Raw genomic sequence first — 22,965 nt, 5'->3', positions numbered from 1 at the left:
GTGGCTCGGCCACGAGTAAAACGTAAGAGGCTAATATGTCTAAGCAAGATTCTGTTGTAATTGTAAGCGGTGTTCGTACACCAATGGGTGGTCTTCAAGGTAGCCTGTCTACTGTTCCTGCGCCTGAGCTAGGCAGCATCGTTATCAAAGAAGCGGTCGAGCGTGCGGGCCTTAAGCCTGAAGACGTACAAGAAGTGATCATGGGTAACGTATTGCCAGCCGGTCTTAAGCAAGGCCCAGCTCGCCAGGCAATGCGTCAAGCAGGCCTACCTGATGCAACGGGTGCTACCACAATCAACAAGCTTTGTGGTTCAGGTATGAAAGCGGCGATGATGGCACACGATGCGATCAAGGCAGGCACTAACGATGTAATGATTGCTGGCGGCATGGAGTCTATGTCTAACGCTCCTTATATTTTGCCAACGGCTCGTAAGGGCTTCCGCATGGGTCACGGTGACCAAGCAATGGATCACATGTTCCTAGATGGTTTGGAAGATGCTGAAACAGGTCGTCTAATGGGTTCTTTCGCACAAGAAGTTGCAGACAAGAAAGGTTATACACGTGAGCAGATGGATGACTATGCGATCCAATCACTTACTCGTGCAAAAACTGCAACGGAAGAAGGTTTGCTAAAAGCTGAAATCGTTCCAGTAACCGTTAAGTCTCGCCGTGGCGATACTGTGGTTGAGCACGATGAGCAGCCATTCAACGCTAACATCGAGAAAATCCCTAGTCTTCGCGCAGCTTTTGCTAAAGATGGTACCATCACTGCAGCGAATGCTTCATCAATCTCAGATGGCGCATCAGCACTTGTTCTAATGCGTGAAAGCGAAGCTGAAGCACGTGGCCTTAAGCCTGTTGCTCGTATCGTTGGTCATGCTACGCAATCCCAACACCCAAGTGAATTTACAATCGCTCCTGTTGGCGCAATTGAAAACTTGTTTGCTAAGACAGGCTGGACTAAAGAAGATGTTGATTTGTATGAAATCAACGAAGCCTTCGCAATGGTTGCAATGATGCCTATCATTGACCTAGGTCTTGACCCAGAAACGGTGAACATCTTCGGTGGTGCATGTGCACAAGGCCACCCTGTTGGTTCAACAGGTTCACGTTTGTTGGTTACCTTGATCAACGCATTGAAAGTGAAAGACAAGTCTAAAGGTGTTGCTGCACTATGTATTGGTGGTGGTGAAGCAACCGCTATGGCGATTGAGTTGATCTAAGCTCAGCGTTCATACTAAGAACAGCGCTACAGCAGTACTAAAAAAGGGTCGCAAATATGCGGCCCTTTTTATTATTAATGGAATCAAAACTTTGAAGCTCGGTAAACGCCTAAAAAAACTCAATGAGATGTGCCTAAATAACTACGAGCACATCTGGGATTGCTGCTGCGACCACGGTTTATTGGGAATCAACCTGCTTGATCGGCAAGCCGCACCCACAATTCACTTTGTTGATATTGTTCCAGAGCTCATTGAAGCCTTGAACCTGAAGTTAGTTGAGCTCTTTCCGGCGACTCCTAACAACCAAACATCTTGGAAGACCTATTGCAGCGATGCCTCCCAGTTACCTTTAGACAAACATCAAGGCAAACATTTGGTCATTATTGCTGGTATAGGTGGTGACGAAACGATGAGCCTGATCAACCAGCTTCATCAGAAGTTTCAAAACCTTGATATCGATTATCTGCTCTGCCCTGTTTATCACCAATATGCACTTAGGCAGCACCTCATTAAGCTCGATTTTTCTCTGCTTGACGAACAACTGGTGAAAGAACGAAAGCAGTTTTATGAAATACTGCATGTTTCTTCGTGTAGTGGTTTAAAGAAGGAAATATCTCCGGCGGGTAGAAAAATTTGGCAGGGTGAAACGGAAGTTCAAGCTGAGATTGCCCATGAGTATCTGGCGCGCGTTCTATCTCACTACAAAAAATCCCGAATTAATCACGGAGATAAAGTCGATGAGGTCATACGCGCCTATGAGCTTTGCGCTGAACATATACAAGCATAAAGAAGTTGTGGGCAGAAGGTTCCACCCCTCACTTACTCAACCCAACAAGAAACATTGTACTGATTCACCAGCGAGCCGAGGAAAGCACTGCCTACAAAACGATTGCTGTTTTCAATCGAGTCTGACCCCATTGAAACGCTTTTACCTAAAGCTCTTAAGGTAAACCTCTGACATCTTCCAATCTTCATCAGGGTCGATTGTATAGCTGAAGGGGCGTGGCGTGGTATCCGCTTCGATAATACTCTTTATTAATTCGTCAGCTTGAACCGGGTTGTAGACTCTAAAAAGTAACTCTCGCGTCTTATTCCAGGTAATTCTCGCTAAAGGCACAGCATTCCCGCCGGCTCGAAGGTCAACGTCCAATTGCTGGCAAAAAGGCTCAATTTCTTTTGCTTCCTCTGGAAGTGTCAAGCCTTGTTCATCTTCGGTGTCTAATTTAAGAATCAGTGATAACTGCCAAGCATAGAGTTTACGCGGCTCGTCCTCAAAAGTGGCCAGTGTCGTGTTCACCGCAGCATAGACTTTTGCACCCATATCTTCACGGTGGATGACTTGGTAACTCGGCTCAGGAATAACAAACTTACTACTCACGTGTTTTCTCTCTTTGGTTCGATAATGGTCTCAGACTCAATTTCTATGAGCAACATTAACGACTCATGCCCGAGCTTGCAAGAGTCTTTCAATCACGCTAAAGCTACAAACGCTGTATGACTATAGAAACCAGCTTCTCTATACCTGAAGCTGCCTGACTAATCCGGCTCGCCAGCATATAGGCAGGAGTGGACACAGTATTATTGGCCTCATCAATAACGCAATCATCAACGGCGCAGGTTTGATGCTCTCCACCCATAGCAGTGATTGCCTCAGAGGTATCGGCATCATTTCCGATTGTACACTTCACTCCGTGGCCAATCAGCTTCGGCGCCAATGCCGGCGCAATACACACAAGCCCAATTACTTTTTGTTGACGGTGAAAGGCCTGAGCAAACTCAGCGACTTGCGAATTAACCTCCATATCGGTACCCGCTACCGCAAAGTTGGATAGATTTTTAGCCGCGCCAAAGCCTCCGGGGAAAATAAGCCCTGCATAATCTTCAGGTTTAGCCTCTGACAGGTCGATGATATCTCCGCGAGCCAGGCGTGCAGACTCAACGAGTACATTCCGAGTCTCATTCATCTCTTTACCCGTCATGTGATTAAGCACATGCATCTGATCAATATTCGGAGCCATACACTGATACGCAACCCCTGCTCGATCAAGTGCCAACAATGTCAGTGTTGCTTCATATATTTCAGAGCCATCGAATACACCACAGCCAGACAACACCACCGCAACTTTTTTATCGCTCATAAACCTTTCCTTCAGTTAGTCAATTGCCAGACAAAACTTTCATCGTTATTTCGAGTCTAGCAAGTCCATTCGAGTACAACAAAACATCGTCTTGATCTATATCAATTTATTGTTAGAAGAACCGCATATCGCCTGATAGGGCTTTAGCGAAGTAGCGGGTTGCTTAGATCGTTATTTACTATGCTCCGTTTAGTTCATATTATGTTCGCCAATTCGCTTCTCTTTAGACTAAGGAACACGGCCAGATGCAAAAGAATTTATGGCACGAGATTGAAAAACACCCGGAAATCAGAGTTGGTCAGTATATTGTGCCAAACTTTGTTTCAAACTCTATCGCGATCAAAACAAGTGATTCAGACATCGTGATTATCAGCCCTGGTAAATCTTTGATCGATGCCTTTCCCAAAGAATGGCTAAATGAAGAGCTCTGCATGCACCTGGTGATGCCAAACAGTTTTCACTATATGGGCGTTCAAGCCTGGCGAGATGCTTTTCCGAAACATCGCTTGTATGCAAGTAAAGGGGCGATCAAGCGTTTAGTTAAACAAGGGGTAGCTAGTTCAGAAAGCGATATCACTGCACTGGAAAGTGAGTTACCGCCACTGCCATTTAATTACTCTGTACTGATTCCACCAGGTCACCGGGGTCATGATGCCTGGTTTAAAAAGCACGATAAAGACTCGCAAACCAGCTTATGGATTACTTGTGATAGCTTTTTGAACTATGAACGCATGTCTAACCAGCCGATTGCAAAAGTCATGCAGAAAGTGCTTGGCGCTGCACCGGGTTTAAAAATGAGTCAAGTGATCAAGTGGTTTCTTCTTGACGATAAGGCCACGTTTAAACAGTGGGCATTGAAGCAAATAGACAATGACCAACCAGCAATCTTAATTCCAAGTCATGGAGAAGTGTTAGCCTCAGCAGAACTACCAATGAAACTTATTTCCCTGTTAAATAAGCGCTTATAACCGGCCTTTAGATAGTCACTGAGCCGCTATCATTTCAGCTAGTACTTGCAATAGAGTTTTTTAATTTCCTGCTGAAATTCGCGCTCTTCTCTTGGCAGATAAAGCTTATACTTGCGCTGAATAATCTCTCGGCGCACGATATAGTCACACCAATAAGCTTTGTTCTCGGGCATCCACTGGGTCGGCGACTTCCCTGCGCGGGCTTTTTTGCTCATGGAAGCTACCGGCACGATGTTATCTGAATCGCTCACCAGCTCCATACGTTGAGCATGAGACCAGTACGCACCACCGTAACGGTGGGCTTCTCTATAGCTCACCAACTGATCTAGTGCGATATCACCTAACTCAGTAATAACTTCGGTGGTATAGGGGTCAAGCCATTCGCCTTCGACAACGAAAACACAGTCACCTTTTTTGGCATAGCGAATATCGACTGTACTCGCTGTTGCCAGCGCTTGTGTATAAGCTTTTTGGCAACTTCGTGTTCTAGGTTGCCAATCTCTTGGGGAAAAAGGCCGGTCTTTCGCAGCAGCTGCCTCGGTTCCTTTATGAATTGTAAAGCAAGGCTCCGCATAACACTTATACTCACCTTTCTCATAATAGCCACCAATAAAGTCCAGCCCTTCGGGAGGCTCGGCACCAACCAACGAGGATGCACAAGCCAACACGCAATATATAACAAGACGAAGACTCTTCCTGCATTCGCGCATACAGCGACCCTTGATACTCGAAACAGCCCTACTCATCCATACCTCTTGCGTATTCTATCCATATTACATCACTCGCCAGGAGATTCTCTTACTCCAAGTCTATAGCGCGGAACCTTAAACCTTCCTCTGTAATTTGTTAAGTGCTTTAAGTCATAGTTGTGAAACGGATATAAAGTCTCTTTCGTCGTTAAGCAAAGAATTCGACCTGATTCACTGCATAGCTTTCAATGCTGCGATACAATAGCGCCTATATTTTTTACACCGAAGCAAATACGGACTGCTTTTCACAATGTTCCCTAGATTTTTCATTATATCGCTACTTTCTCTTTTCTGCGTCAGCGCTCATTCAGCAAAACTCGAGCAGAAAACTGTTTGCACATGGGACCCAGTTGGCCAGAACGGCCCAGTCATTGCATTCTTCTCAGACCTTACCCCGATTGCCCAAACCTGGGGGCTCGACCTGTCATTTATTGCTTATGAAGATGAAAATCTTGTGGCTTCAGATCTTAAGGAAGGTAAGTGTGATATCGGCATCGTTACTGCAATTCTGTCACGAGACTTTGTACAATTTGCCGGCACTCTCGATGCCATTGGCGGCATTACCTCGGAACGAAAACTTCATAAAACTCTGGCAGCCATTACCTCCCCAAAAGCCGTTGAATTAATGTCGGACGGTGACTATGAAGTCGTCGCTTCACTACCCGTTGGCTCCATGTTCGCTTTCGTAAACGACAAGAAAATTAAAGGAATCAATGACTTTAAGGGTAAAACTCTTGCGGTGCTAAATGGCGACATCCAAACGCGCATGTTTGCAGAACTCTCGGGGGCGGTTCCTATCAAGGTGACACTTTCAAATTTCTCTGAGCATTTTAACAATGGAGGACTGGATATCGTCCTCATGCCCGCGCTAGCCTATAACACCTTCGAACTATATAAAGGTCTTGGCGAGCGAGGGGGAATTCTTGATATACGCTTGTTTTACGGCATGCTCCAGGCTATCTCTATCAAGTCTGAGTTTAGCGAAGACTTCGGTACTAAAATGCGCCACTATATTGTTAACCGGATGAATAATATTTCCACCCTTATTAACAATGCCGAAAAACAGATCCCCAAAAAATATTGGATCAGAACCGACCAGTCGACCAAAGATGAGTTAGAGGATTTCTACAAGAATATTCGTTTAACGCTTAAGGTTACAGATCGCTTTGATGCCCGCGCTTTATCCTTATTATGGAAAATACGCTGCCATACCTCTCCTCATCGAGAAGAGTGCATCATGCCTAAGTAATCGACTCGCCTTACGATAGCACTAGTCACACATTCTGAGAGGGATCGTTGCTAACGAAGACTCGCCCCCCTTCCAGCGGTAGATTTGCATCGATGGCGAGTCGCACTGTCGACATGATATTCCGCAAATATCATTCGCCAGACAATGCTCTACCCGCCCTTTTCTAAGCCAAATATCCAGCATCCCTCTAACGGCCTCGACACTGCTGTCAAAGTGCAAAGCGATATCTTCCAGACTCGCCTGCTGACACTGCTGCAAATACGCTTTTATATCAGACAAAATCATAATAAAGCACCCTCAGGCTGAAGCTTGGACGCGATAGCTTCATCCTCATCGCCCTGTCTTCTTAAAACCACTATGACCAGAGCAAACAAGGCTGAAATAACGGCTAAGTGTGCGGCAGAACTTATAGGATGCTGAGTAAAGGTCGCAAGTTGATAAAACGCGGTGGCATTAAAGTAGGCGACACCTGTTGTCCACAATGCAACAAAGCCCGCCCAGGAACGCCCGGTTTCGCGGACAATTGCACCAATCGTCGCCACACAAGGAAAGTAGAGCAAAATAAATAGCAGATAAGAGAAAGCGCCTGCTTGGCCATTAAAACGTTCGACCATTTCGCCAAAGGTTCCACGGCTCACTTCCTGTGCTTCAGCGGCGGCATCGATATTGCTGATATCGCCCACATCTAAGCCTAAGGGATCAAACAGCATATCCCCTATAGCAGAAAAGTTTTCCGGTACTGTTGCCAATGCTTCACTCAGGCTAGCTCCCAGATCAAAGCCCTGCTCTTGCGCTTCACCTTCGCTCGCTAATTGCCCATATAGTGAATCCAAGGTGCCCACAACGGCTTCTTTAGCTAAGACCCCGGTAAAGATGCCAACCGTAGCAGGCCAATTTTCTTCACTAATGCCCATAGGAGAGAACATCGGCGTAAGCGTTTTGCTCACTTCGCTTAAGACCGAGTCTTCAGAATCTTCATTCCCGAAAGAGCCGTCCGTGCCAATCGAGTTGAGCACATTTAGCGCCAGCACCATCAGAACAATCACCTTCCCGGCATCGCGGATGAAAAGCTTTACTCTATCCCAGGTTCTTAATAATACGGCTTTTAAGGTGGGCAAGTGATAAGGAGGCAGCTCCATCATAAAACCGCTGCTTTCGCCCTGAAGAAGGGTTTTACGCATAATTAAACCCGTTAGAACAGCAACAGCAATACCTGCCAAATAAAGAATAAACACTAGATTTTGACCATTGTCAGGAAAGAAGGCCGCCGCAAACAATACGTATACAGGTAGACGCGCACCACATGACATAAAAGGATTCATCAAAATAGTAAGCTTTCTTTCTCGCTGGTTTTCCAGGGTTCGCGTCGCCATGACAGCGGGAACATTACAACCAAAACCAACGATCATCGGTACAAAGGCTTTACCTGGCAGACCAATCTTACGCATAGCTCTATCCATCACAAAGGCTGCGCGTGCCATATAGCCGCTATCCTCAAGTGCGGATAAAAACAAATACAAGCAAACAATAATAGGAATAAAGGTAGAGACAACCTGAATGCCCCCTCCAATACCATCTGCCAAAAACACCTTGCTCCATTCAGGCAAGCCAAGCAGCCCCATCAGATGCGCAGTGCCATCAACAAAAATTGCACCCACGCCCATATCGAAGAGGTCAATAAAGGCACCGCCAACGTTGATCGTAAAGGTAAACATCGCATACATAACCAGTAAGAATATACCGATTCCCAAGCGCTTCCCGAGTACAATATGGTCTATCTTATCAGATAGATTCTTGCCCACGACACCAGCTTCCTTTATTACCTCTTGCGATAAGCAATGTGCATGATTAAAGCGCCCATCAGCAATATGTATGTCGACGTCTTCCCCGGTTCTTTCTTCAATCTTGCTCTGCCAATGGGAAACCCTTGATAGCAGCTCTTTTTGACCAGCCGATTCAATTGCGCCCAATACAGCGCTATCATTTTCCAAAAGCTTAGTCGCGACCCAGCGTTGTTCGTTTGCTTTAACAGTAGCTGGTAGATAGCCGGAAACGGATAGGATTGCCTGCTCAACCAAGTCTTCATGTACCAGCTCGATTGAGTTCTGCTCGCTGGAACTTAACTCGTACTTGATCGCGCTAGCCAAACCTTTCAAGCCTTCCCCTGTCACAGCGACGATAGGCACCACCGGGCAACATAAGGCTTCGCTTAAGCGTTCAACATCGAGACTAATGCCACGCTTGCGGGCAACGTCCATCATATTCAGCGCCACGACCACTGGAACGCCCATTTCTCGTAATTGCACAGTGAAATAGAGGTTACGCTCAAGATTCGAGGCATCAACCACATTAACGATCAGGTCAGCGTCGGCAGAGAGAAGATAGTCCCGGGTAACTTTTTCATCCAGAGACGATGCATCCAGCGAGTAAATACCTGGCAAGTCGACAACGTTTGCCTCGTCTCCTAGCAACTTTGTTCGCCCTGCTTTGCGCTCAACCGTTACGCCAGGCCAATTACCTGTGGTTTGTCTAATTCCTGTAAATTGATTAAAAAGGGCTGACTTACCACAATTAGGGTTGCCACCCAGAGCGATGGTTAACATAGGCTTAGGCCTCTGAAGCTGCTAGCAAGGAGAAACTTTAAGATGACGGGCAATACTATCGCCCAAGGCGATTCTCGTTCCACGATTTGCGAGAACCAAACCGTGTCGGCGACGTTGGAGCAAGCAGACCTCACCACCCACACGCAAACCAAGCCCTATCATTTTTCTGGCAAGGCTTTTACCGCCACTGATCTGTGTAATGGTTGCGTTCTGACCTTCTGATAATCGATCCATACTTAAGCTTTGCGTCATCAAGATTCACCTCACAAACAATAATAGGAATGATTCGTATCTAAAGGCTATCAATAGAACTTAATGAATACCATTGAAGCTTAATAGGAATCAATCTCGTTTGACTTAGATCAATTATTGGCAAGCTTAGGCTGATAAGAGTAGGTAATGACTTACCTCCTATTGGTTATAAAAGAGAGAGCGAAAATTTTCTCAACCCTTTTCCCAATTGAGGTTAGAATAGAAGCTCTAAACCAAAACCGAAGCACTCTATGAGAACCGTCAAAGATTTCCACTTCGTTAAACGCTTACTCAAAACGCTTTATATCAAAGATGTCGTAATAGCGAAGTCCTCTGAAGACCTTGATACGATTCTGGCTCAGGAGCCGCGTTTAATTATCGCGCTAAATCATGGGCCGATGATGGGTGCGCTGGCAGGTTTGGTTGGCCTGGCAGATTCCATGCAAAAGCATGGTGGAGAGAAGCGTTCGCCCTTCGGTATCACCTGGCGAAAGTTTTACGAGCTGCCCATCGCGAAACAATTACTTAGCTTTCTCACGCAGATTAACCACGGAGTAGGTTTTGATGAAGCCTGTGTATTATTACAAGAAGAAGGCTTTACTGATTGCGTTATTATGCCCGAGGGCGAGCTGTGTAATTTTGGCGACGGCGTTGCGGTGCTTCCTTTTCTCAGCCCTCGCTTTATTGAGCTGGCACTCGTTAACCAGTGCCCGGTTTTAATCGCCGTCCATCACGGCTCTGATCGCTGGGCCATGCCAATTAAGTTAGACCGACGCTTAGAGCCTCTATTCAAGTGGCTTCCTCAACATATGCACGAGACGATTAAGCATTCAAGAACACTTAGTATTCCCAAGCCGGTCAAAAAGAAGATTCCCAAGCTGTATATGAGCTTTGCACGGTACCAGCCAAGCCTAAGCTTGAAAACACTGAGCGACAATAAGGAGCAGCGCAATCAGCAACTCCATAAAGAAGCCGAGATTGTTAGAGACAAAATGAAGAAAATGATCTCCCTGATCATCACAGAACGCCGACTGAATGACTTGGTTCATTAAGCCTCTTACATGAGTGATTCGATACAAGGCTTCCTTGTCACACGGCAATGGCGAGATACACCACAAGGCGTGCTGCTCAAGTATTGGTTTTATTAATGCAAAACAAAGTCAAACCATATTTGAATATAAATTCACCATTTCTGTATTGTTAAGTATACGCAAATAATAGTTTCAAAAGATAAAACTGCTTAGAAACACCTCACCTTAACGGTTCACGGAACGACAAATAGGTAAAGTATGTGGTTTGGGTTTTAGTCACTGGAATACATATACCGAGCCTTCCTTTCTCGTACAATTTTGATCAGATTTGCATCACGAATAGCAGCATACCCGTGAACGTTAAGCACTGATAAAAAAATACTATAAAGGCTCTCTGGATTAATTTTCTTGCTGAGCAACATCGAAACTTTTGTTTGACTTCTAACTCGCGGACTAAAAATAATGGTATAGCCAGTTTGCGCGGACACTTCTCTACTCAACTGATATATATCCAGCGTTGAATATTTTGGCGCAGACGCACAAAATGTTGAACCCAGCAGCATTGCTACAACTAACAGGAAGCTATTTGCTCTAAGGCTCAGAATACCGGCTGTCATAGATCTTCTAGTGTATTTTTTATCATTTCCTCAAACGAAGGGTGCGTACGCAACGCTTTTAAAGCGTCATCCTTAGTAGCCTCATCTCGATAGCTATCACTTTTAGCAATTGCGTTAGATAAATAGGAAAGCGCCTCCTCATATTGCTGCAGTGCCGTATAAGCACAGGCAAGCTGATAAAATGCATGTCCATTGTCAGGATCAAGCTCTAAAGCTTGCTGGCATAGGTTTGCGGCCCATTGTGGCTCATTGATTTCTAATACCGCATCCGCCTTGTAGGTCAAAGCTTCACAGTCATCGGGCTTGATCTTCAAAATGTCATCATAACTTGAGATTCGATTGCTGGGGCTTGTATCTTGTCCCGCCCTGAGCCAAAGAGATTGAACCTCTTGCGTAAGCGCCAGCGCTTTTCGGTTATCATCAATGTCTGAACTTTTCTGGCTGAGCTGATCCTCAAAGCTTTGTAAACGATGCTCATACTCGAGAACTAGTTTAGAAATTTGCTCATCTGCGATCGATTGAACCTAAACTCAACACCCAAAGCAACGTTGTTACCGACGAAAACGCCCAGCGCTGTTTCGAATAAAAACTTAGACCTTGCATTATCGCCGCCGTAACCGAGCAAACCGAGTTCATTTGCATTACTGTAGCGAATATTCGCATTCACAAAGCTAGTATGATGAAACAATCCGTCGATCCACGCTTTTGCAGCACTTAGATAGAAATCAGTTCCGCTGCTATCTTTAGCGCCAACAAGATTGATCACACCCGCATCAATGAGTCTTTTTTGCTGTGTACCGATACTGATTACCGGTAATGTGTCATAAACCAAATCGCCAAAAAGTCGAACCTTCAGACCAATAATATTTTGTCTCACCGATTGCGATAATGCATCAACATAAAAGTCCTGATGAGCGAAGCTGAATTCGATACGGTCTCGAAAATTAATCAAAGCTCCGTGCACGCTCATATTATAATCATCAACGTCCACTTCACTTGCGACTATGCTGAAACCTAGCTCGTCTCTAGTAGCGTACCCCCCTAACGGCGCCCAAGGAATTAAACCTCCTCCTGCACTACCTTCGATAGAGGTAACACCCGAAGTACCCAATAACTTACTACCCGCTGCATTAACAGAGCTTGTAAAAAACAAGATCAAAATTACTAATGCAATACAGAATTTCGGAGCATAATTCATTCTTCTATCTCACTTGGTCGTCAGCGCCAGCGCTTCTTATTAAACTTAGTATTTTTCGTTGATTTGATCTCAATGACTACGGTTTGTGGAGAATTCACATCAAACTCAGACACCTTAAGAGGCTTTGCAGTGTTTTTTAACAGAGGGTGCCATACAAAAAACTCTGATGGCACTTTTTCCGGCACAGCCAAACTCGCTCGACCTTTACTGTCTGTTTTGCTTGCATAAGGTGTATCTATAACCAAAATATACCCAAGCATTGAATCGTGTATATTGCACCCTAGTGCCACGACGCCTGGCGTTTCAAACTTGATAGGAGATTCCGGCTTGTCGGCGTAAAGCTTTATTTCAAAGCGCTTTGGCTCTGAAAACGAATAAACATGATGTCTAATATTGTCGCTATTCGGAAAGCTCACTAAATCACCGACCTGAGCAATCAATACATGAGGGGCGAATTGCCTATTTTTCTGATCCATTATCAAGTTCGATGGAATACGCTTATTGCCAGACAAGGAAGCATATTCAGATTCGACTTGAAAATAAACGACACCATCGACAAGTGCTTGGCCATTTTGATCTTGAAGCGTTATATCGACAATTCCAGCAGCCTGACAGATATTAAATGACAGCCATGTCACGATGAAGATAAAACCCCGATCGAATGTATAAAGATTTGTAGACATAAGCGAAAATAAAACTAACTGGCAACATTATTAGAGTTTAGAACGAACAGTCTAGACCATGTGATGAAACTCTGTTTTGTTATAAATACTTGGCTAAGCAATTGTCTAACTCGATTGAGCGGTCATATTACGAAAAGAAAGCGGCGTCATGCCAAAACGTTTTTTAAACTGCCTGTGAAAGTGACTGAGATTATTGAATCCTATGTCTAGGGCAATGCGAGTAATGTCCTTTTTAGAAAACGCGAGTTGCTTTGCAGCATCATCGAAACGCAGTTGCAGAACAAACTCAATTAGACTGAACCCATACTTCTGCTTGAATTTTCGTGTAAGCTGGCTCCGAGATACTGAAAACCTCTTGCTCAAATCATCTAAATTGATATCTTCGACATAATGCCGTCTGACCCATGCAGTAATGTGATCAATATGATCGAAACTGATTTTAGAAAGAGCTGTGTCTTGATGCAGCCTCTCCATATGTAGAAGCAGCATTTTTATAAAGCAGTTTTCCGCAAATGATTGGTTCAAAAGAGAAGGTGACATCGAGAGTGCATCAACTTCTTGAATGCATCTTTCTAGATTGTCGCCCTGATCATTATTGGAATGAGACAGTGTCGTTTCTTGCTTTAGTTTTTCTATAAAGTCGTTATTGCATGGCGAACGCATTAAGTCGAGTGTGGCGGGTTTGATACAAGCAAGCAGTACTTCGCTACATGCTGACTCGCCATCAAAAATGGTAATTTTATGCACCATATTACAAGGAATAAAGATCGCGCTTCCTTGTTTTAGTGTATATGTTGCTAGACTATCTTCAATTAATAAGCCCCCACTCAAGCAGACGAGAAACTCATGCATATTATGTGCATGTTCTTTTATCGCCCCTCTTATAAGCGTTTTTTTCATCCAAAACATATCTTACCCGAAAGTACATAATTTAAATCAGAAAGTACAAGAACCAATGATATAGAAATAATACTATAACTCTTATTATGAACTAATAGTATATAGGATGTAGAAATGATTAAGTTGCACCACTTGAATAATTCACGATCTCAACGCGTTATTTGGGCCTTAGAGGAGTTAGGGCTAGACTTTGAAATAGAATCCTATCAGCGAGACCCTACTACCTACCTAGCTCCAGAAAAACTTAAGGAAGTGCACCCTCTTGGTAAGGCTCCGATCTTGGAAGATGGCGAAAATAAAATTGCAGAGTCTGCGGTTATCATCGATTATCTAGTGAATCAGTACGCTCCAAATCTAAAGCCGGAAATCAACACTGAAGAATATTTAAACTACCAATACTGGATGCACTATGCTGAAGGTTCATTGATGCCTTATCTCGTTATGAAGCTTGTATTTGATAAGGTTAAAACCAGCCCGATGCCTTTTTTTGCTAGACCTATTGCAAAAAAGATCGCCGAAAAAGCAATTTCTACCTTTATAAAGCCAAATTTAATCACACATTTAAGCTATATCAATCATTACTTAAATGGACGTTCTTGGTTCTGTGGTGATGCCTTGAGTGGTGTTGATTTTCAAATGATTTTTCCACTAGAAGCAGCCTGCGCAAGAGGCCTGGCAACTCCCGAAACACATCCTAATATTAGCAATTATGTTGCCAGTATTCATGCTAGGCCCGCATACCAGGCCGCCATAAATGCAGCTGGTGATTACGATTACGCATAGTCTGGCTTAACGCTATACAACATATTAACAACAGCAACCGTCTCCCTGGCCCTAACAAAGAAGGTCTCCGCTAGACCTTCTTTTCCACAGGTCAATCACACCCGCTGTTAATCACCACACCCTATGTTAAAGAAGCGATAAATTGTTCATGAAATACAATGCTATCGACAGGCTTTGAATAAAGATAACCCTGAGCTTGAATACAGCCCAGTTTAATTAGTTCACTCTCTTGTGCTTTCGTTTCTACACCTTCAGCAATCAACGAAAGCTTAAAAGTGTCGCCTAAAGAGATTATTGTCTTAATCAAATCACAATATGGGCTTCGAAGGGGTATGTATTAACAGCTAACCTGCCTGACTCTTGGTTACACGTGATAGCCCAAGAAATCGTCGGGCTCACATTTTCGTTTGACGCTTTCACCTTCTTTCTAGTAGAAGTTAAAGTGTCTAAAAATAGAATAAATCTAGAAGAAGCTTATTAACATCCGCCAATGGGACAGGATCTTTGGCGAATAAGACACTCAATCGAGAATGTGAACTTATCGTGGTAGGAATTATCTAGATAATAAAGAGGCATATCTCAGTAACAAGATATGCCTCTAACTTGGTAAACAATTTCAGGATGTATAATTAGAGCGTTGGCACTTTCAAAGTTGACTGTTTATTGCTGCTATATTCAAAATCCACAAAGTAATCGACACCCGTTGGAGATTGATATTGTGGGTCTTTGGTATCAACAGCTAGAACAAGGCGATGACCCGCGGGTACATCGTATGCTGTCGTTACTAGATCGAAGTCGACAGAAATTTTTTCGCCGGAGTTTGTGTCTGGCAATGTAATCGCGCCATGAGTTATTAATTTTCCAACACCCAAAGCATTCATGTCATAAAGATAAGCAACTAGCTGGATCTCATCGTGCTTTGGTTGTATCTGTAGTGATACTGAAGGATTCCCACGTATTTGCATTTCTTCGCTCAGCCAGCTCGATTTCCAATGGATACTTCTAATATCCGAGGCGGCTGGAATACTCGCTAAGATAGGCACCTCTAACTGCTCAAGAATTTGTGATAACAGCGGAATCTGCGTGCTAAATAAGGTACCGGCCCAAGCATTGATTGTGTTGTCTCTGCCGAAGAAGCTCCAGTATGGGTAGCTCTCCATATCACCATCATCGAAGGCTGAGCGAGGGTGTAAGTAAAAGGTTTCTGTACTGGAATCTTCTATAGGGAAGTGGTCAAAGCTATCGTACTGATCTTCAAACTTCACTTTCATTGTAATGGGTTTAGCGCTTGCTATCGGCGTGTTATCACCCTTTAAGTGATGATCAAACCATTGATAGGTACTTGTCCAAGGTAAGGCTTCCGCACCGATGACTGGAGGAAGTAAGTCTGCTGAAGCATGAGTACCTGAAACCAAATCAATATGTTTTGGCCCGGTAAGCTGTTCAAACATACTCATTAATGAGTTAGGTTGGAACAAATTATCACCATAAGCTTTGGCGATATAAACTGCCGTACCATTGGTATTAAGCTCATCAACATAATTGGATGGAGAGCGAACACCCGCCCACTCCATAACAGCAGGAATCTCACTTAAGTTCTGATTTTTGATATTTGACCAGTGCTGCTCGACAATTGGGTCCAGATTTCCGAGTAAGTTGCCACTTAGTGTTAGTAGCTCACCCCAGACCAAGCGAGGTGTTTGGTTTCCATATAACGAATCTGCCAAGCTGCCCCAAGCACTCATTGCTGAAACGGCTTTTATTCTAGGGTCGTGTGCTGCGCCAATCAAAGAAATACCTGAACCATAGGAAACACCCGCACTCCCTATTCTCTCTGGGTCTACGTTATAGTTTTCGATAAGGTAATCTATCACACGGCTAAAATCATCGATGTCCTTTGGGCCAGCCGTATTAATCATGCCTTCTGATGTGCCGAAACCTCGAGTGCTATAACTAAAAACGATGTAGCCCTTTTCTGCTAACTCTCCTGCTTGTGTTAAATACTCATATTCATTCAGAGCCCAGCTATTTACAAAAATGATGGCTGGTGCTGGTTCTGACAGGTCATTAGGAACAAAGACATTGGCGGCCAAGTCAACACCATCATTTGCCTCCACAATGATGTCATCATTTGTTGTGTAGGCATCAGAGGTCGGAAAGATACCTTGGTTCAACAGTCCTGCAACAAAACTAAGTGCGGGGATATATCCATCATTATTAGCTTGTGCAGCCGGGACAAGCACACTTGCGGCAATACTTGCTGTTAGAATTGTTTTAATTAACTTCATTATTTTTATCCTTATTTTTATTATCTTAACTAGATATGTGTTAGTACGATCGTTTGTAAGTTCGATACTCCTTATCAATTTCATACCTCTTTTGTTAATAAATAGTATGTATTGATGAACACATGCTACATCCTTTAATAAGACAAATCGTTTACCAAATGAGACAGTTAGATTGAAATGTGAATAAACTCTCAGTTTTTGAGTGCCTAATAGAGATTAAATAGAACTTAACTGCTGCATAATAGGAAAAGTCGTATTACGGTTTAACAAAAGAATAAATACAATGAATACTAATGCTCGTTTTCCAGGTTGGGGAAGCGGTCAGGTGACAATCTTGCTTGAATATGCCTTATCTAAAGGCCTATCCACTAAGCGAGTATTGGAGGGCTCTGGTATTACACTCGAAAGCCTTGAACATAGTGACCCGTCCTTAGACCAAGAATTGCGTGTGATTAAAAATTTGCTTGCTTGTATGCCCACTCATCCTTTTAGAGTAGGCTTTGATGTTGGTTTACATTGCAATGCAAACTCATTCGGTTTGATGGGGCAAGCCCTTCTTGCTTGTAAAACACCAAAAGCTATTATCAACTTCGCCTCACAGCATTTAAATGGTGAATTGAATTTTTCAATCATAAAACCACGTATCTATAAGTCTTCGGTAAAGACGACTTTTGATTATCGTAGAGGCCTGTGTGATAAAAGCGTCTCTTTCGTTCTAGGGAGGGATATGGGCTCAGCCATCTCATTTCAGGAAACCTTGTACAACGATATTCCTGACATTGTCGTAGAAGTTGGGTTTAAAGGAGAGCCTCTACCCGGAATGGAAGAGATAGGTGAATACTATCGCTGCCCAGTTAAGTTCGAGCAAAACGATAATTATTTGCTCAATGACATACGTGTAATGGATATCGTCATGCCATTAGGTAACCGTATGATGGAAAAAATCTTAACCAAACGAATCCAAAAATATGTTGATCAACTACCTGATATGCTTACCATTGAATCAAAGACACAACGCTACTTCGAGGAAAATGGCTACCAAGACTTGAGCAAAGAACAACTGGCTAAAGCGCTCAATATTTCATCACGAACGCTTACACGCTATCTAACAAAAGAAGGGACAAACTGGAGAAAACTATCTAATCAACTTCGTATGGATAGAGCTAAGGAATACTTAATCAGTACACCTGAAGGCATTGAACAGATTGCTTTTAAAGTCGGCTTCTCTAACGCGAGTAGCTTCTCAAGCGCATTTTCTCGTGAGGTAGGGCGAAGCCCACTCGAGTTTAGGCTAACAAATTCTTGGGGGGAAACCCAATAAGTTTGTTAGGGTGGCGTATCATTCAAAGCAGCGAATAACCTCGTTATGGGACGTTAATGATCACTCCTAATAGGCAATATGCCACGTTTTTAAAAAGAGCGGTGCTAGCGCTTCGCAAAAATAAATGCGTGACCTTTCCACAGTTTAAAGATTCGATGAAGCTCTGAGTTACTCGTTATCGAATTACTAGGCCTTTCGCACCTTGAGAACCCAGGCGACTTACTTTTGATTTGATTCCCTGCTGTTTATAGATCTTTTCGAGTAGACCTGTCTTTATGGCGCCATCTAGAGCTATGTTAAATTGTTCACGCAACTCTAAGGCCCCACTCTTCTTGCGAGTAAAGCCGACATGAAAGGCCTTGATAGGTCCGACTGCTTTAGGAATATAGTCAATGTTCCGAAACAAAGGTGCATACTGATCAATATAAAACTGACATACCAGCTTGTTGCATATAAATAGCTCGATGTGCTCGCGGTTCAATTTTTTTAAGTTGTCGAGTGTTGGGTTTTGTGAAAACAGCGGAGCTGTCTTTATGAGCCCTTCACGCTCAGCAGCTTGGAACGCTATAGGATAATGGTAGCCTGCATTTGACCCGATACTATAAGGCTGAAGATCTGATAAAGTCTCCCACGATATTTCTGACGATCTTCTTTTGAAAAATACAGTATCAATTATTGAGATAGGGTTAGAAAAGTATGCAGATTTGCTTCTCGACTCGCTGTAGGTATACGGATATACCCCGTCAACAAGACCGCCCTCCACCATTAAAAGTGCTCTTTTTGCTGGGACCGAAGTAATCTCCAGCTGATAGCCCATTGTTTCAAAAATCTCATGTAGCAGTTGTGTAACGCTTCCGACGACTTTCCCAGCTTCTACGAAACTATGCGGAGCATGCTCAACGGTGACAAAGTGAAGTTCTTTCGAGGTCGTTTGGACGCTAAATAAACAAAGGCTCAAGAAACAAAAGGATGCTCTGAGAAATGGCAGGACATTGAAATCATGCAACATGTTTAATAGTCTTTTTCTGAAACGCGATTTTAGAATCCATATTAGCCGAGCAATGAGCGTTATACAAACCTCCGGCTCTGTAATGATATTTTTGGCAGGTATCAGACAAACCGATTCGAATCTAACAACTCTCAGATGTCTACTTTGTGGAGAAGACAGACTGTCAGAAAGGTAGTGCTTAGTGCTTCAAAATCAAAATTCTTCGACATCTTTAAATCAGGAGAACTAGGCCATTTCGACAATGCCCTTCAACGGCAGTTTTTGGCTTTAGCCGACTAAGCTTTTCTTGCTGTTTGTACGCTCTAGTTGAAATCTCTATTTCGATAGGTCAAGCTTAGTGCTAACTTTTTCAATTGAACGTTGGCTTTTACAGCCAGCGCTTTCTCTTAAACCAATAAACTAAGCCCGTTGATAGCGACAACATGATTGCGAGCAGGTAAAAATAGCCGTTCTCAACCTTGAGTTCAGGTATATAGTCAAAGTTCATCCCATATAGCCCTGCCAAAAAACTTAGTGGCACAAACACAGCGGTGATGACCGTTAAAACTCTCATCGTTTCATTCAGCTGATGCGCTGATATCGATAAATAACCATCGATCAAATCTCCGCAAATATCGTAGTGCATCTGAGCAAGTGTAAAAAGGCGCTGGAAACGATCATCTAAGTCGTTAATTGCATGCTCGCAAGCTGCCTTGTCGAAATATGCGTACTCATCACTTTCTTTATGTAAGCCTTCACTTATGTCCGTATGATAATTAAATGTCCGCGTCAGTTTTACCAGCCGCGACTTAAACTTTGTCAGCTCTTTCAACTGTTGGTCATTTGCATTGTTTTCGAGTTGCTCCTCAATCTCACTAAGTTGAGTATCAAAATTAAGCAACTTCTCGAGGTAAACACTCGATGCTGCTTTCATTATTTGAATAGCGACCGTCATAGGAGATATATGTTTGAGTTTACGCAAGGCTTTTTTAGATTGCTCTACCCCAACCGATTTAACCGGGTGAACAGTAACCAGAATGTTGTCTTTAACAATGAGTCCAATCGACTGATGTTGGAAAGATATATCATCTTCAATGGCACGAATTCCGCGATACAAAATAAATAAGTGCTCGTCAAAAAACTCGATTTTTGACGGGTGGCTCTTTCGCAGGGTATCTTCAATAGCAAGGTGGTCAATATTTAGCTCTGTGAGCAAACGTTTAATTATTTCATGATCTTCGGTCGTAAGATCAATCCACAGCTTTTGGCTCGTGAGTAAGTCGCCGGAAATTAGATCATCAATCGACATTGCTTCGAGCTCTTGACTCTTACCATCGTCAGAGAGCTGGATAATACTTAACATGTCATAACCCTCTATATCTCTATTATTTCTGGCACTTCAATCTCTGGAGCGTCTTCTACAGGCATTTCAAGCGCCCTAATAACATTGAGAATGTTTTCTATCTCGTTCGTATGAATGTTCTCTCGATGATGGCACGCAAAGATTTGTCTAGCAATGACCGGCGCATCGGCAACTTGATAAAGGCTTTTGTCGATATAGGGTTCAATTAAACGGTATGGTAAATAGGCACTGCCGCCAAATTCAAGCATAAATTCAAGCGCTATTCGTGAAAGCGTAGTATGAAGAATAGGTGATATATTATCTGAAAACACCTGAGTAAAACTCATTTGAAACGACAAACCCCAATCAATGGCAATATAACGTTGCTGGACTGCCTCCTCTGCTGTTGCGTCAGCATTCGTGCTAACCAAAATCAGTTCGGCGGGGGTTATGGGTATAGATACCAAGTCATTGAGTTTCGCTGGTTCATAAATAAGCGCCACATCCAATGTACGTTCCATTAGGTGCCGGGTTAAGATATCTGGATTGTGCGCTTCCGTCCTCAATGCCATTTCTGGAAAATCGCGATGAAGTCGGTGCAATGTGTCTTGCAGCACCAGGTCCCAAAGACCTGTTGTGGCACCGAGAGAAATTACGTGTTTTTGTTTCTTTCGTAGCGATACATCTTGGCGAGCTCTTTCCCATGCAATGATAATTGTTTCGGCATGATTAATAAGGCGCTCACCTGTCACCGTTAATTGTAAGTTATTCCTAAAGCGAGTAAAAAGCTTCGCACCTAATACATTTTACAATTGTTTGATACGAGCACTGACCGCTGCTTGGGTAAGGTATAAGTTTTCAGCCGCTTTACCAAAGTGACGCGTATTCTTTACTTCCAAAAATGTACGTAATAACTCAATGTCCATGATGTCGCCTATGTTAAGGCCAGCGAGCTAACCTATTTATGCCAATAGTCCTTAAATATAGTACTAAAGAGACAATTAAGTCTAACCCTATCACCTAAAGGAGAACTATCACAAATTAAGGCCAGGTATGCATCGCGACCATCACCCTGGCAGGGCGGTTCATAAGGTATAGAGTCACACATTTTTCGTGCTAAATTTGACAACAAAAAGCATAATTCAGAGGTATTTGATATCTCGGCTTTCCCAGCCAAGTCACTTAGCGAAACATACTCGCGACCTGCTTTAAAAAGTTCACAGATAATGTCGTTCGTTTTGCGGCTTTCAATTGGAAGGGTCTCACAAATTGCGCGATACCATGCTGTTAGGTCAGGCATGCTATTTTCTCTCAGTCTAATTTCGTTCCTGATATGACTGTCAACAACACCCTTGAGGTATTGAAATGGTTCATCACTATCTAAACCCTCACAATAAGCAACTCTCTCACCCTGCTTAAAAACCTCGCCGGTACTCACTCCGTTAGTGACTCGGTTTACTAGCTTGTAGGTTCTATAAAAACTTTCTTTTATCTGACTCTTGGTTAATCTGTCAGGCATTGTTAAGACGTTCATCATAGTAGATTCCAAAACAACTGATTGATAGCACTATCCTCATTATTGTCATACTAGTTTCGTCATTCGACCACCTAATAAATTTTGTCGTCAACACAAATTCTTTTCGTTTTACGCTTTAAAAAATCAGGCCCAAAATTACGACAGATTTACACAAGCTCAACTGACAATGTTTGGAGGTATCCCAATGAAAATAGCAATCCTATCCCGTAACCCAGAGCTCTACTCTACTCGCCGACTAAAAGAAGAAGGAGAAGAGATGGGGCATACTGTTGATGTCATCGATACAATGCATTGTTATATGGATATTACCAGCGCCAAACCTTCTGTGAGATACAAAGGTAAGCCCTTACCTCTTTATGACGCTGTCATTCCACGAATAGGAGCTTCGGTTACTTTCTACGGTACTTCGGTCGTCAGACAATTTGAAATGATGGGAACTTATTGTATTAATGAATCGGTCGCGATTAGCCGGTCACGGGACAAACTTCGTTCTTTACAACTGTTATCTAGAAAAGGGATTGGTTTACCTAGAACAGGTTTCGCAAATCGGCCTGACAAGATAGATGACTTACTTAAGAATGTCGGTGGCGCACCCGTTGTCATTAAGTTATTGGAAGGCACTCAGGGCATTGGTGTTGTATTAGCGGAAACGACAAAGACAGCCGAAAGCATCATTGAGGCATTTATGGGTCTAAAAGCAAACATCCTTGTACAAGAGTACATTAAGGAGGCAAATGGTGCTGATATTCGCTGTCTTGTGGTGGGAGATAAAGTCGTTGCTGCAATGAAACGTCAGGCTGCGCCTGGTGAGTTTCGCTCAAACCTACACAGAGGGGGCTCGGCTGAAATAGTTCGCTTATCGCCAGCTGAAAGAAAAACAGCAGTCGATGCAGCAAAGACAATGGGCTTATCAATGTGCGGTGTAGATATTCTTCGAAGTGCTACCGGGCCCGTTGTCATGGAAGTGAACTCTTCCCCGGGGCTAGAAGGCATTGAAACGGCTACCGGCAAAAATGTAGCGGGGATGATTATTTCGCATATCGAAAAGAAGGCAAAACCCAACGCAACCAAAACTAAAGGGAAAGGTTAGTTATT

The 22,965-nt window shown here is 43.3% G+C and carries 27 protein-coding genes; 9 read left to right on the top strand and 18 right to left on the bottom strand.

The window, feature by feature from the left end; all coding sequences use genetic code 11:
• Positions 1 to 35 precede the first annotated feature (35 nt).
• Both A3729_RS00615 and A3729_RS00610 read left to right on the top strand, forming a co-directional pair.
• On the top strand, positions 36 to 1,223 hold the full coding sequence (locus A3729_RS00615) for an acetyl-CoA C-acyltransferase (RefSeq protein ID WP_068507713.1): 1,188 nt from the start codon (positions 36 to 38) through the stop codon (positions 1,221 to 1,223).
• Positions 1,224 to 1,314: 91 nt separating this feature from the next.
• Positions 1,315 to 2,010 (top strand): tRNA (adenine(22)-N(1))-methyltransferase TrmK, encoded by a 696-nt coding sequence (locus A3729_RS00610; RefSeq protein WP_068507712.1) that lies wholly within the window; start codon positions 1,315 to 1,317, stop codon positions 2,008 to 2,010.
• A 141-nt stretch (positions 2,011 to 2,151) separates the two neighbouring features.
• Here A3729_RS00610 and A3729_RS00605 read toward each other — a convergent pair whose 3' ends face one another.
• Entirely contained in the window at positions 2,152 to 2,601 is a 450-nt protein-coding gene (locus tag A3729_RS00605) for a DUF695 domain-containing protein (protein WP_068507709.1), read from the bottom strand.
• A 103-nt stretch (positions 2,602 to 2,704) separates the two neighbouring features.
• Positions 2,705 to 3,361 (bottom strand): isoprenoid biosynthesis glyoxalase ElbB, encoded by a 657-nt coding sequence (gene elbB, locus A3729_RS00600; RefSeq protein WP_068507707.1) that lies wholly within the window; start codon positions 3,359 to 3,361, stop codon positions 2,705 to 2,707.
• A gap of 245 nt (positions 3,362 to 3,606) precedes the next feature.
• On the opposite strand from elbB, the gene A3729_RS00595 reads away from it, so the two are divergent.
• Positions 3,607 to 4,329 carry a hypothetical protein gene (locus A3729_RS00595; RefSeq protein ID WP_068507705.1) on the top strand — a complete coding sequence of 241 codons (723 nt, stop codon included), beginning with the start codon at positions 3,607 to 3,609 and terminating at the stop codon, positions 4,327 to 4,329.
• 38 nt (positions 4,330 to 4,367) lie between these two features.
• Here the strand turns inward: A3729_RS00595 and A3729_RS00590 are convergent, their stop codons facing one another.
• The gene (locus A3729_RS00590) at positions 4,368 to 5,075 is read right to left on the bottom strand and encodes a hypothetical protein (protein WP_156490203.1); all 708 of its coding nucleotides are present in this window, start codon (positions 5,073 to 5,075) and stop codon (positions 4,368 to 4,370) included.
• A 253-nt stretch (positions 5,076 to 5,328) separates the two neighbouring features.
• Between A3729_RS00590 and A3729_RS00585 the strand changes: the two genes are divergently transcribed.
• The gene (locus A3729_RS00585) at positions 5,329 to 6,327 is read left to right on the top strand and encodes a putative solute-binding protein (RefSeq protein WP_068507699.1); all 999 of its coding nucleotides are present in this window, start codon (positions 5,329 to 5,331) and stop codon (positions 6,325 to 6,327) included.
• 21 nt (positions 6,328 to 6,348) lie between these two features.
• On the opposite strand, the gene A3729_RS00580 is transcribed toward A3729_RS00585, so the two are convergent.
• From A3729_RS00580 to A3729_RS00570, 3 genes are read right to left on the bottom strand one after another with little or no spacing between them, the layout of a single operon-like run.
• Entirely contained in the window at positions 6,349 to 6,612 is a 264-nt protein-coding gene (locus A3729_RS00580) for a FeoC-like transcriptional regulator (RefSeq protein WP_068507697.1), read from the bottom strand.
• The gene (feoB, locus tag A3729_RS00575; protein WP_068507695.1) at positions 6,609 to 8,930 is read right to left on the bottom strand and encodes a Fe(2+) transporter permease subunit FeoB; all 2,322 of its coding nucleotides are present in this window, start codon (positions 8,928 to 8,930) and stop codon (positions 6,609 to 6,611) included. Before feoB ends, A3729_RS00580 begins: the two co-directional genes overlap by 4 nt.
• 21 nt (positions 8,931 to 8,951) lie before the next feature.
• Positions 8,952 to 9,182, bottom strand: coding sequence for a FeoA family protein (locus A3729_RS00570; RefSeq protein ID WP_068552836.1), 231 nt, complete (start codon positions 9,180 to 9,182; stop codon positions 8,952 to 8,954).
• Positions 9,183 to 9,433: 251 nt separating this feature from the next.
• Here A3729_RS00570 and A3729_RS00565 point away from each other — a divergent pair, with 251 nt between their 5' ends.
• Positions 9,434 to 10,234, top strand: a complete 801-nt coding sequence (locus A3729_RS00565) for a hypothetical protein (protein WP_068552838.1) — start codon at positions 9,434 to 9,436, stop codon at positions 10,232 to 10,234.
• Between the two features lie 9 nt (positions 10,235 to 10,243).
• A complete protein-coding gene (locus A3729_RS34415) occupies positions 10,244 to 10,330 on the top strand; it encodes a hypothetical protein (RefSeq protein ID WP_368664562.1) in 87 nt (28 codons plus the stop codon).
• Between the two features lie 155 nt (positions 10,331 to 10,485).
• Here A3729_RS34415 and A3729_RS00560 read toward each other — a convergent pair whose 3' ends face one another.
• The 5 genes from A3729_RS00560 to A3729_RS00540 form a co-directional block, all read right to left on the bottom strand.
• Complete coding sequence (locus A3729_RS00560; protein WP_068507691.1) at positions 10,486 to 10,830, bottom strand: hypothetical protein; 345 nt, start codon at positions 10,828 to 10,830, stop codon at positions 10,486 to 10,488.
• Positions 10,827 to 11,144: a tetratricopeptide repeat protein gene (locus A3729_RS31990; RefSeq protein ID WP_068507689.1), complete on the bottom strand. Its 318-nt coding sequence runs from the start codon at positions 11,142 to 11,144 to the stop codon at positions 10,827 to 10,829. Before A3729_RS31990 ends, A3729_RS00560 begins: the two co-directional genes overlap by 4 nt.
• 173 nt (positions 11,145 to 11,317) lie before the next feature.
• The gene (locus A3729_RS00550; RefSeq protein ID WP_231877275.1) at positions 11,318 to 11,983 is read right to left on the bottom strand and encodes a DUF3034 family protein; all 666 of its coding nucleotides are present in this window, start codon (positions 11,981 to 11,983) and stop codon (positions 11,318 to 11,320) included.
• A 65-nt stretch (positions 11,984 to 12,048) separates the two neighbouring features.
• Entirely contained in the window at positions 12,049 to 12,666 is a 618-nt protein-coding gene (locus A3729_RS00545; RefSeq protein WP_082865046.1) for a methylamine utilization protein, read from the bottom strand.
• A 150-nt stretch (positions 12,667 to 12,816) separates the two neighbouring features.
• Positions 12,817 to 13,611 carry an AraC family transcriptional regulator gene (locus A3729_RS00540; RefSeq protein ID WP_068552843.1) on the bottom strand — a complete coding sequence of 265 codons (795 nt, stop codon included), beginning with the start codon at positions 13,609 to 13,611 and terminating at the stop codon, positions 12,817 to 12,819.
• A gap of 114 nt (positions 13,612 to 13,725) precedes the next feature.
• Between A3729_RS00540 and A3729_RS00535 the strand changes: the two genes are divergently transcribed.
• On the top strand, positions 13,726 to 14,394 hold the full coding sequence (locus A3729_RS00535; RefSeq protein WP_068554155.1) for a glutathione S-transferase: 669 nt from the start codon (positions 13,726 to 13,728) through the stop codon (positions 14,392 to 14,394).
• A gap of 121 nt (positions 14,395 to 14,515) precedes the next feature.
• Here the strand turns inward: A3729_RS00535 and A3729_RS34410 are convergent, their stop codons facing one another.
• Both A3729_RS34410 and A3729_RS00530 read right to left on the bottom strand, forming a co-directional pair.
• A complete protein-coding gene (locus A3729_RS34410) occupies positions 14,516 to 14,701 on the bottom strand; it encodes an EAL domain-containing protein (RefSeq protein WP_068508809.1) in 186 nt (61 codons plus the stop codon).
• Between the two features lie 322 nt (positions 14,702 to 15,023).
• Complete coding sequence (locus tag A3729_RS00530) at positions 15,024 to 16,682, bottom strand: alpha/beta fold hydrolase (protein ID WP_068553461.1); 1,659 nt, start codon at positions 16,680 to 16,682, stop codon at positions 15,024 to 15,026.
• Between the two features lie 283 nt (positions 16,683 to 16,965).
• Here A3729_RS00530 and A3729_RS00525 point away from each other — a divergent pair, with 283 nt between their 5' ends.
• Positions 16,966 to 18,003 carry an AraC family transcriptional regulator gene (locus A3729_RS00525; protein ID WP_068632948.1) on the top strand — a complete coding sequence of 346 codons (1,038 nt, stop codon included), beginning with the start codon at positions 16,966 to 16,968 and terminating at the stop codon, positions 18,001 to 18,003.
• 175 nt (positions 18,004 to 18,178) lie between these two features.
• Here A3729_RS00525 and A3729_RS00520 read toward each other — a convergent pair whose 3' ends face one another.
• From A3729_RS00520 to A3729_RS00505, 5 genes are all read right to left on the bottom strand, one after another.
• Complete coding sequence (locus A3729_RS00520; protein ID WP_068553159.1) at positions 18,179 to 19,012, bottom strand: ABC transporter substrate-binding protein; 834 nt, start codon at positions 19,010 to 19,012, stop codon at positions 18,179 to 18,181.
• Between the two features lie 367 nt (positions 19,013 to 19,379).
• Positions 19,380 to 20,354, bottom strand: coding sequence for a magnesium transporter CorA family protein (locus A3729_RS00515; RefSeq protein WP_068508819.1), 975 nt, complete (start codon positions 20,352 to 20,354; stop codon positions 19,380 to 19,382).
• An 11-nt stretch (positions 20,355 to 20,365) separates the two neighbouring features.
• Positions 20,366 to 21,085, bottom strand: coding sequence for a LysR substrate-binding domain-containing protein (locus A3729_RS00510; RefSeq protein WP_082880489.1), 720 nt, complete (start codon positions 21,083 to 21,085; stop codon positions 20,366 to 20,368).
• A gap of 54 nt (positions 21,086 to 21,139) precedes the next feature.
• Complete coding sequence (locus A3729_RS30385) at positions 21,140 to 21,259, bottom strand: LysR family transcriptional regulator (RefSeq protein ID WP_082880488.1); 120 nt, start codon at positions 21,257 to 21,259, stop codon at positions 21,140 to 21,142.
• 32 nt (positions 21,260 to 21,291) lie between these two features.
• Positions 21,292 to 21,870: a hypothetical protein gene (locus tag A3729_RS00505; RefSeq protein WP_068508825.1), complete on the bottom strand. Its 579-nt coding sequence runs from the start codon at positions 21,868 to 21,870 to the stop codon at positions 21,292 to 21,294.
• Positions 21,871 to 22,054: 184 nt separating this feature from the next.
• Here A3729_RS00505 and rimK point away from each other — a divergent pair, with 184 nt between their 5' ends.
• Entirely contained in the window at positions 22,055 to 22,960 is a 906-nt protein-coding gene (gene rimK, locus A3729_RS00500; protein ID WP_068508826.1) for a 30S ribosomal protein S6--L-glutamate ligase, read from the top strand.
• Positions 22,961 to 22,965 lie beyond the last annotated feature (5 nt).

It is taken from the genome of Oleiphilus sp. HI0043 (assembly GCF_001634935.1).
Note: the sequence above shows the minus strand (reverse complement) of the source record. Positions and strands in the feature narration are given on the sequence as shown.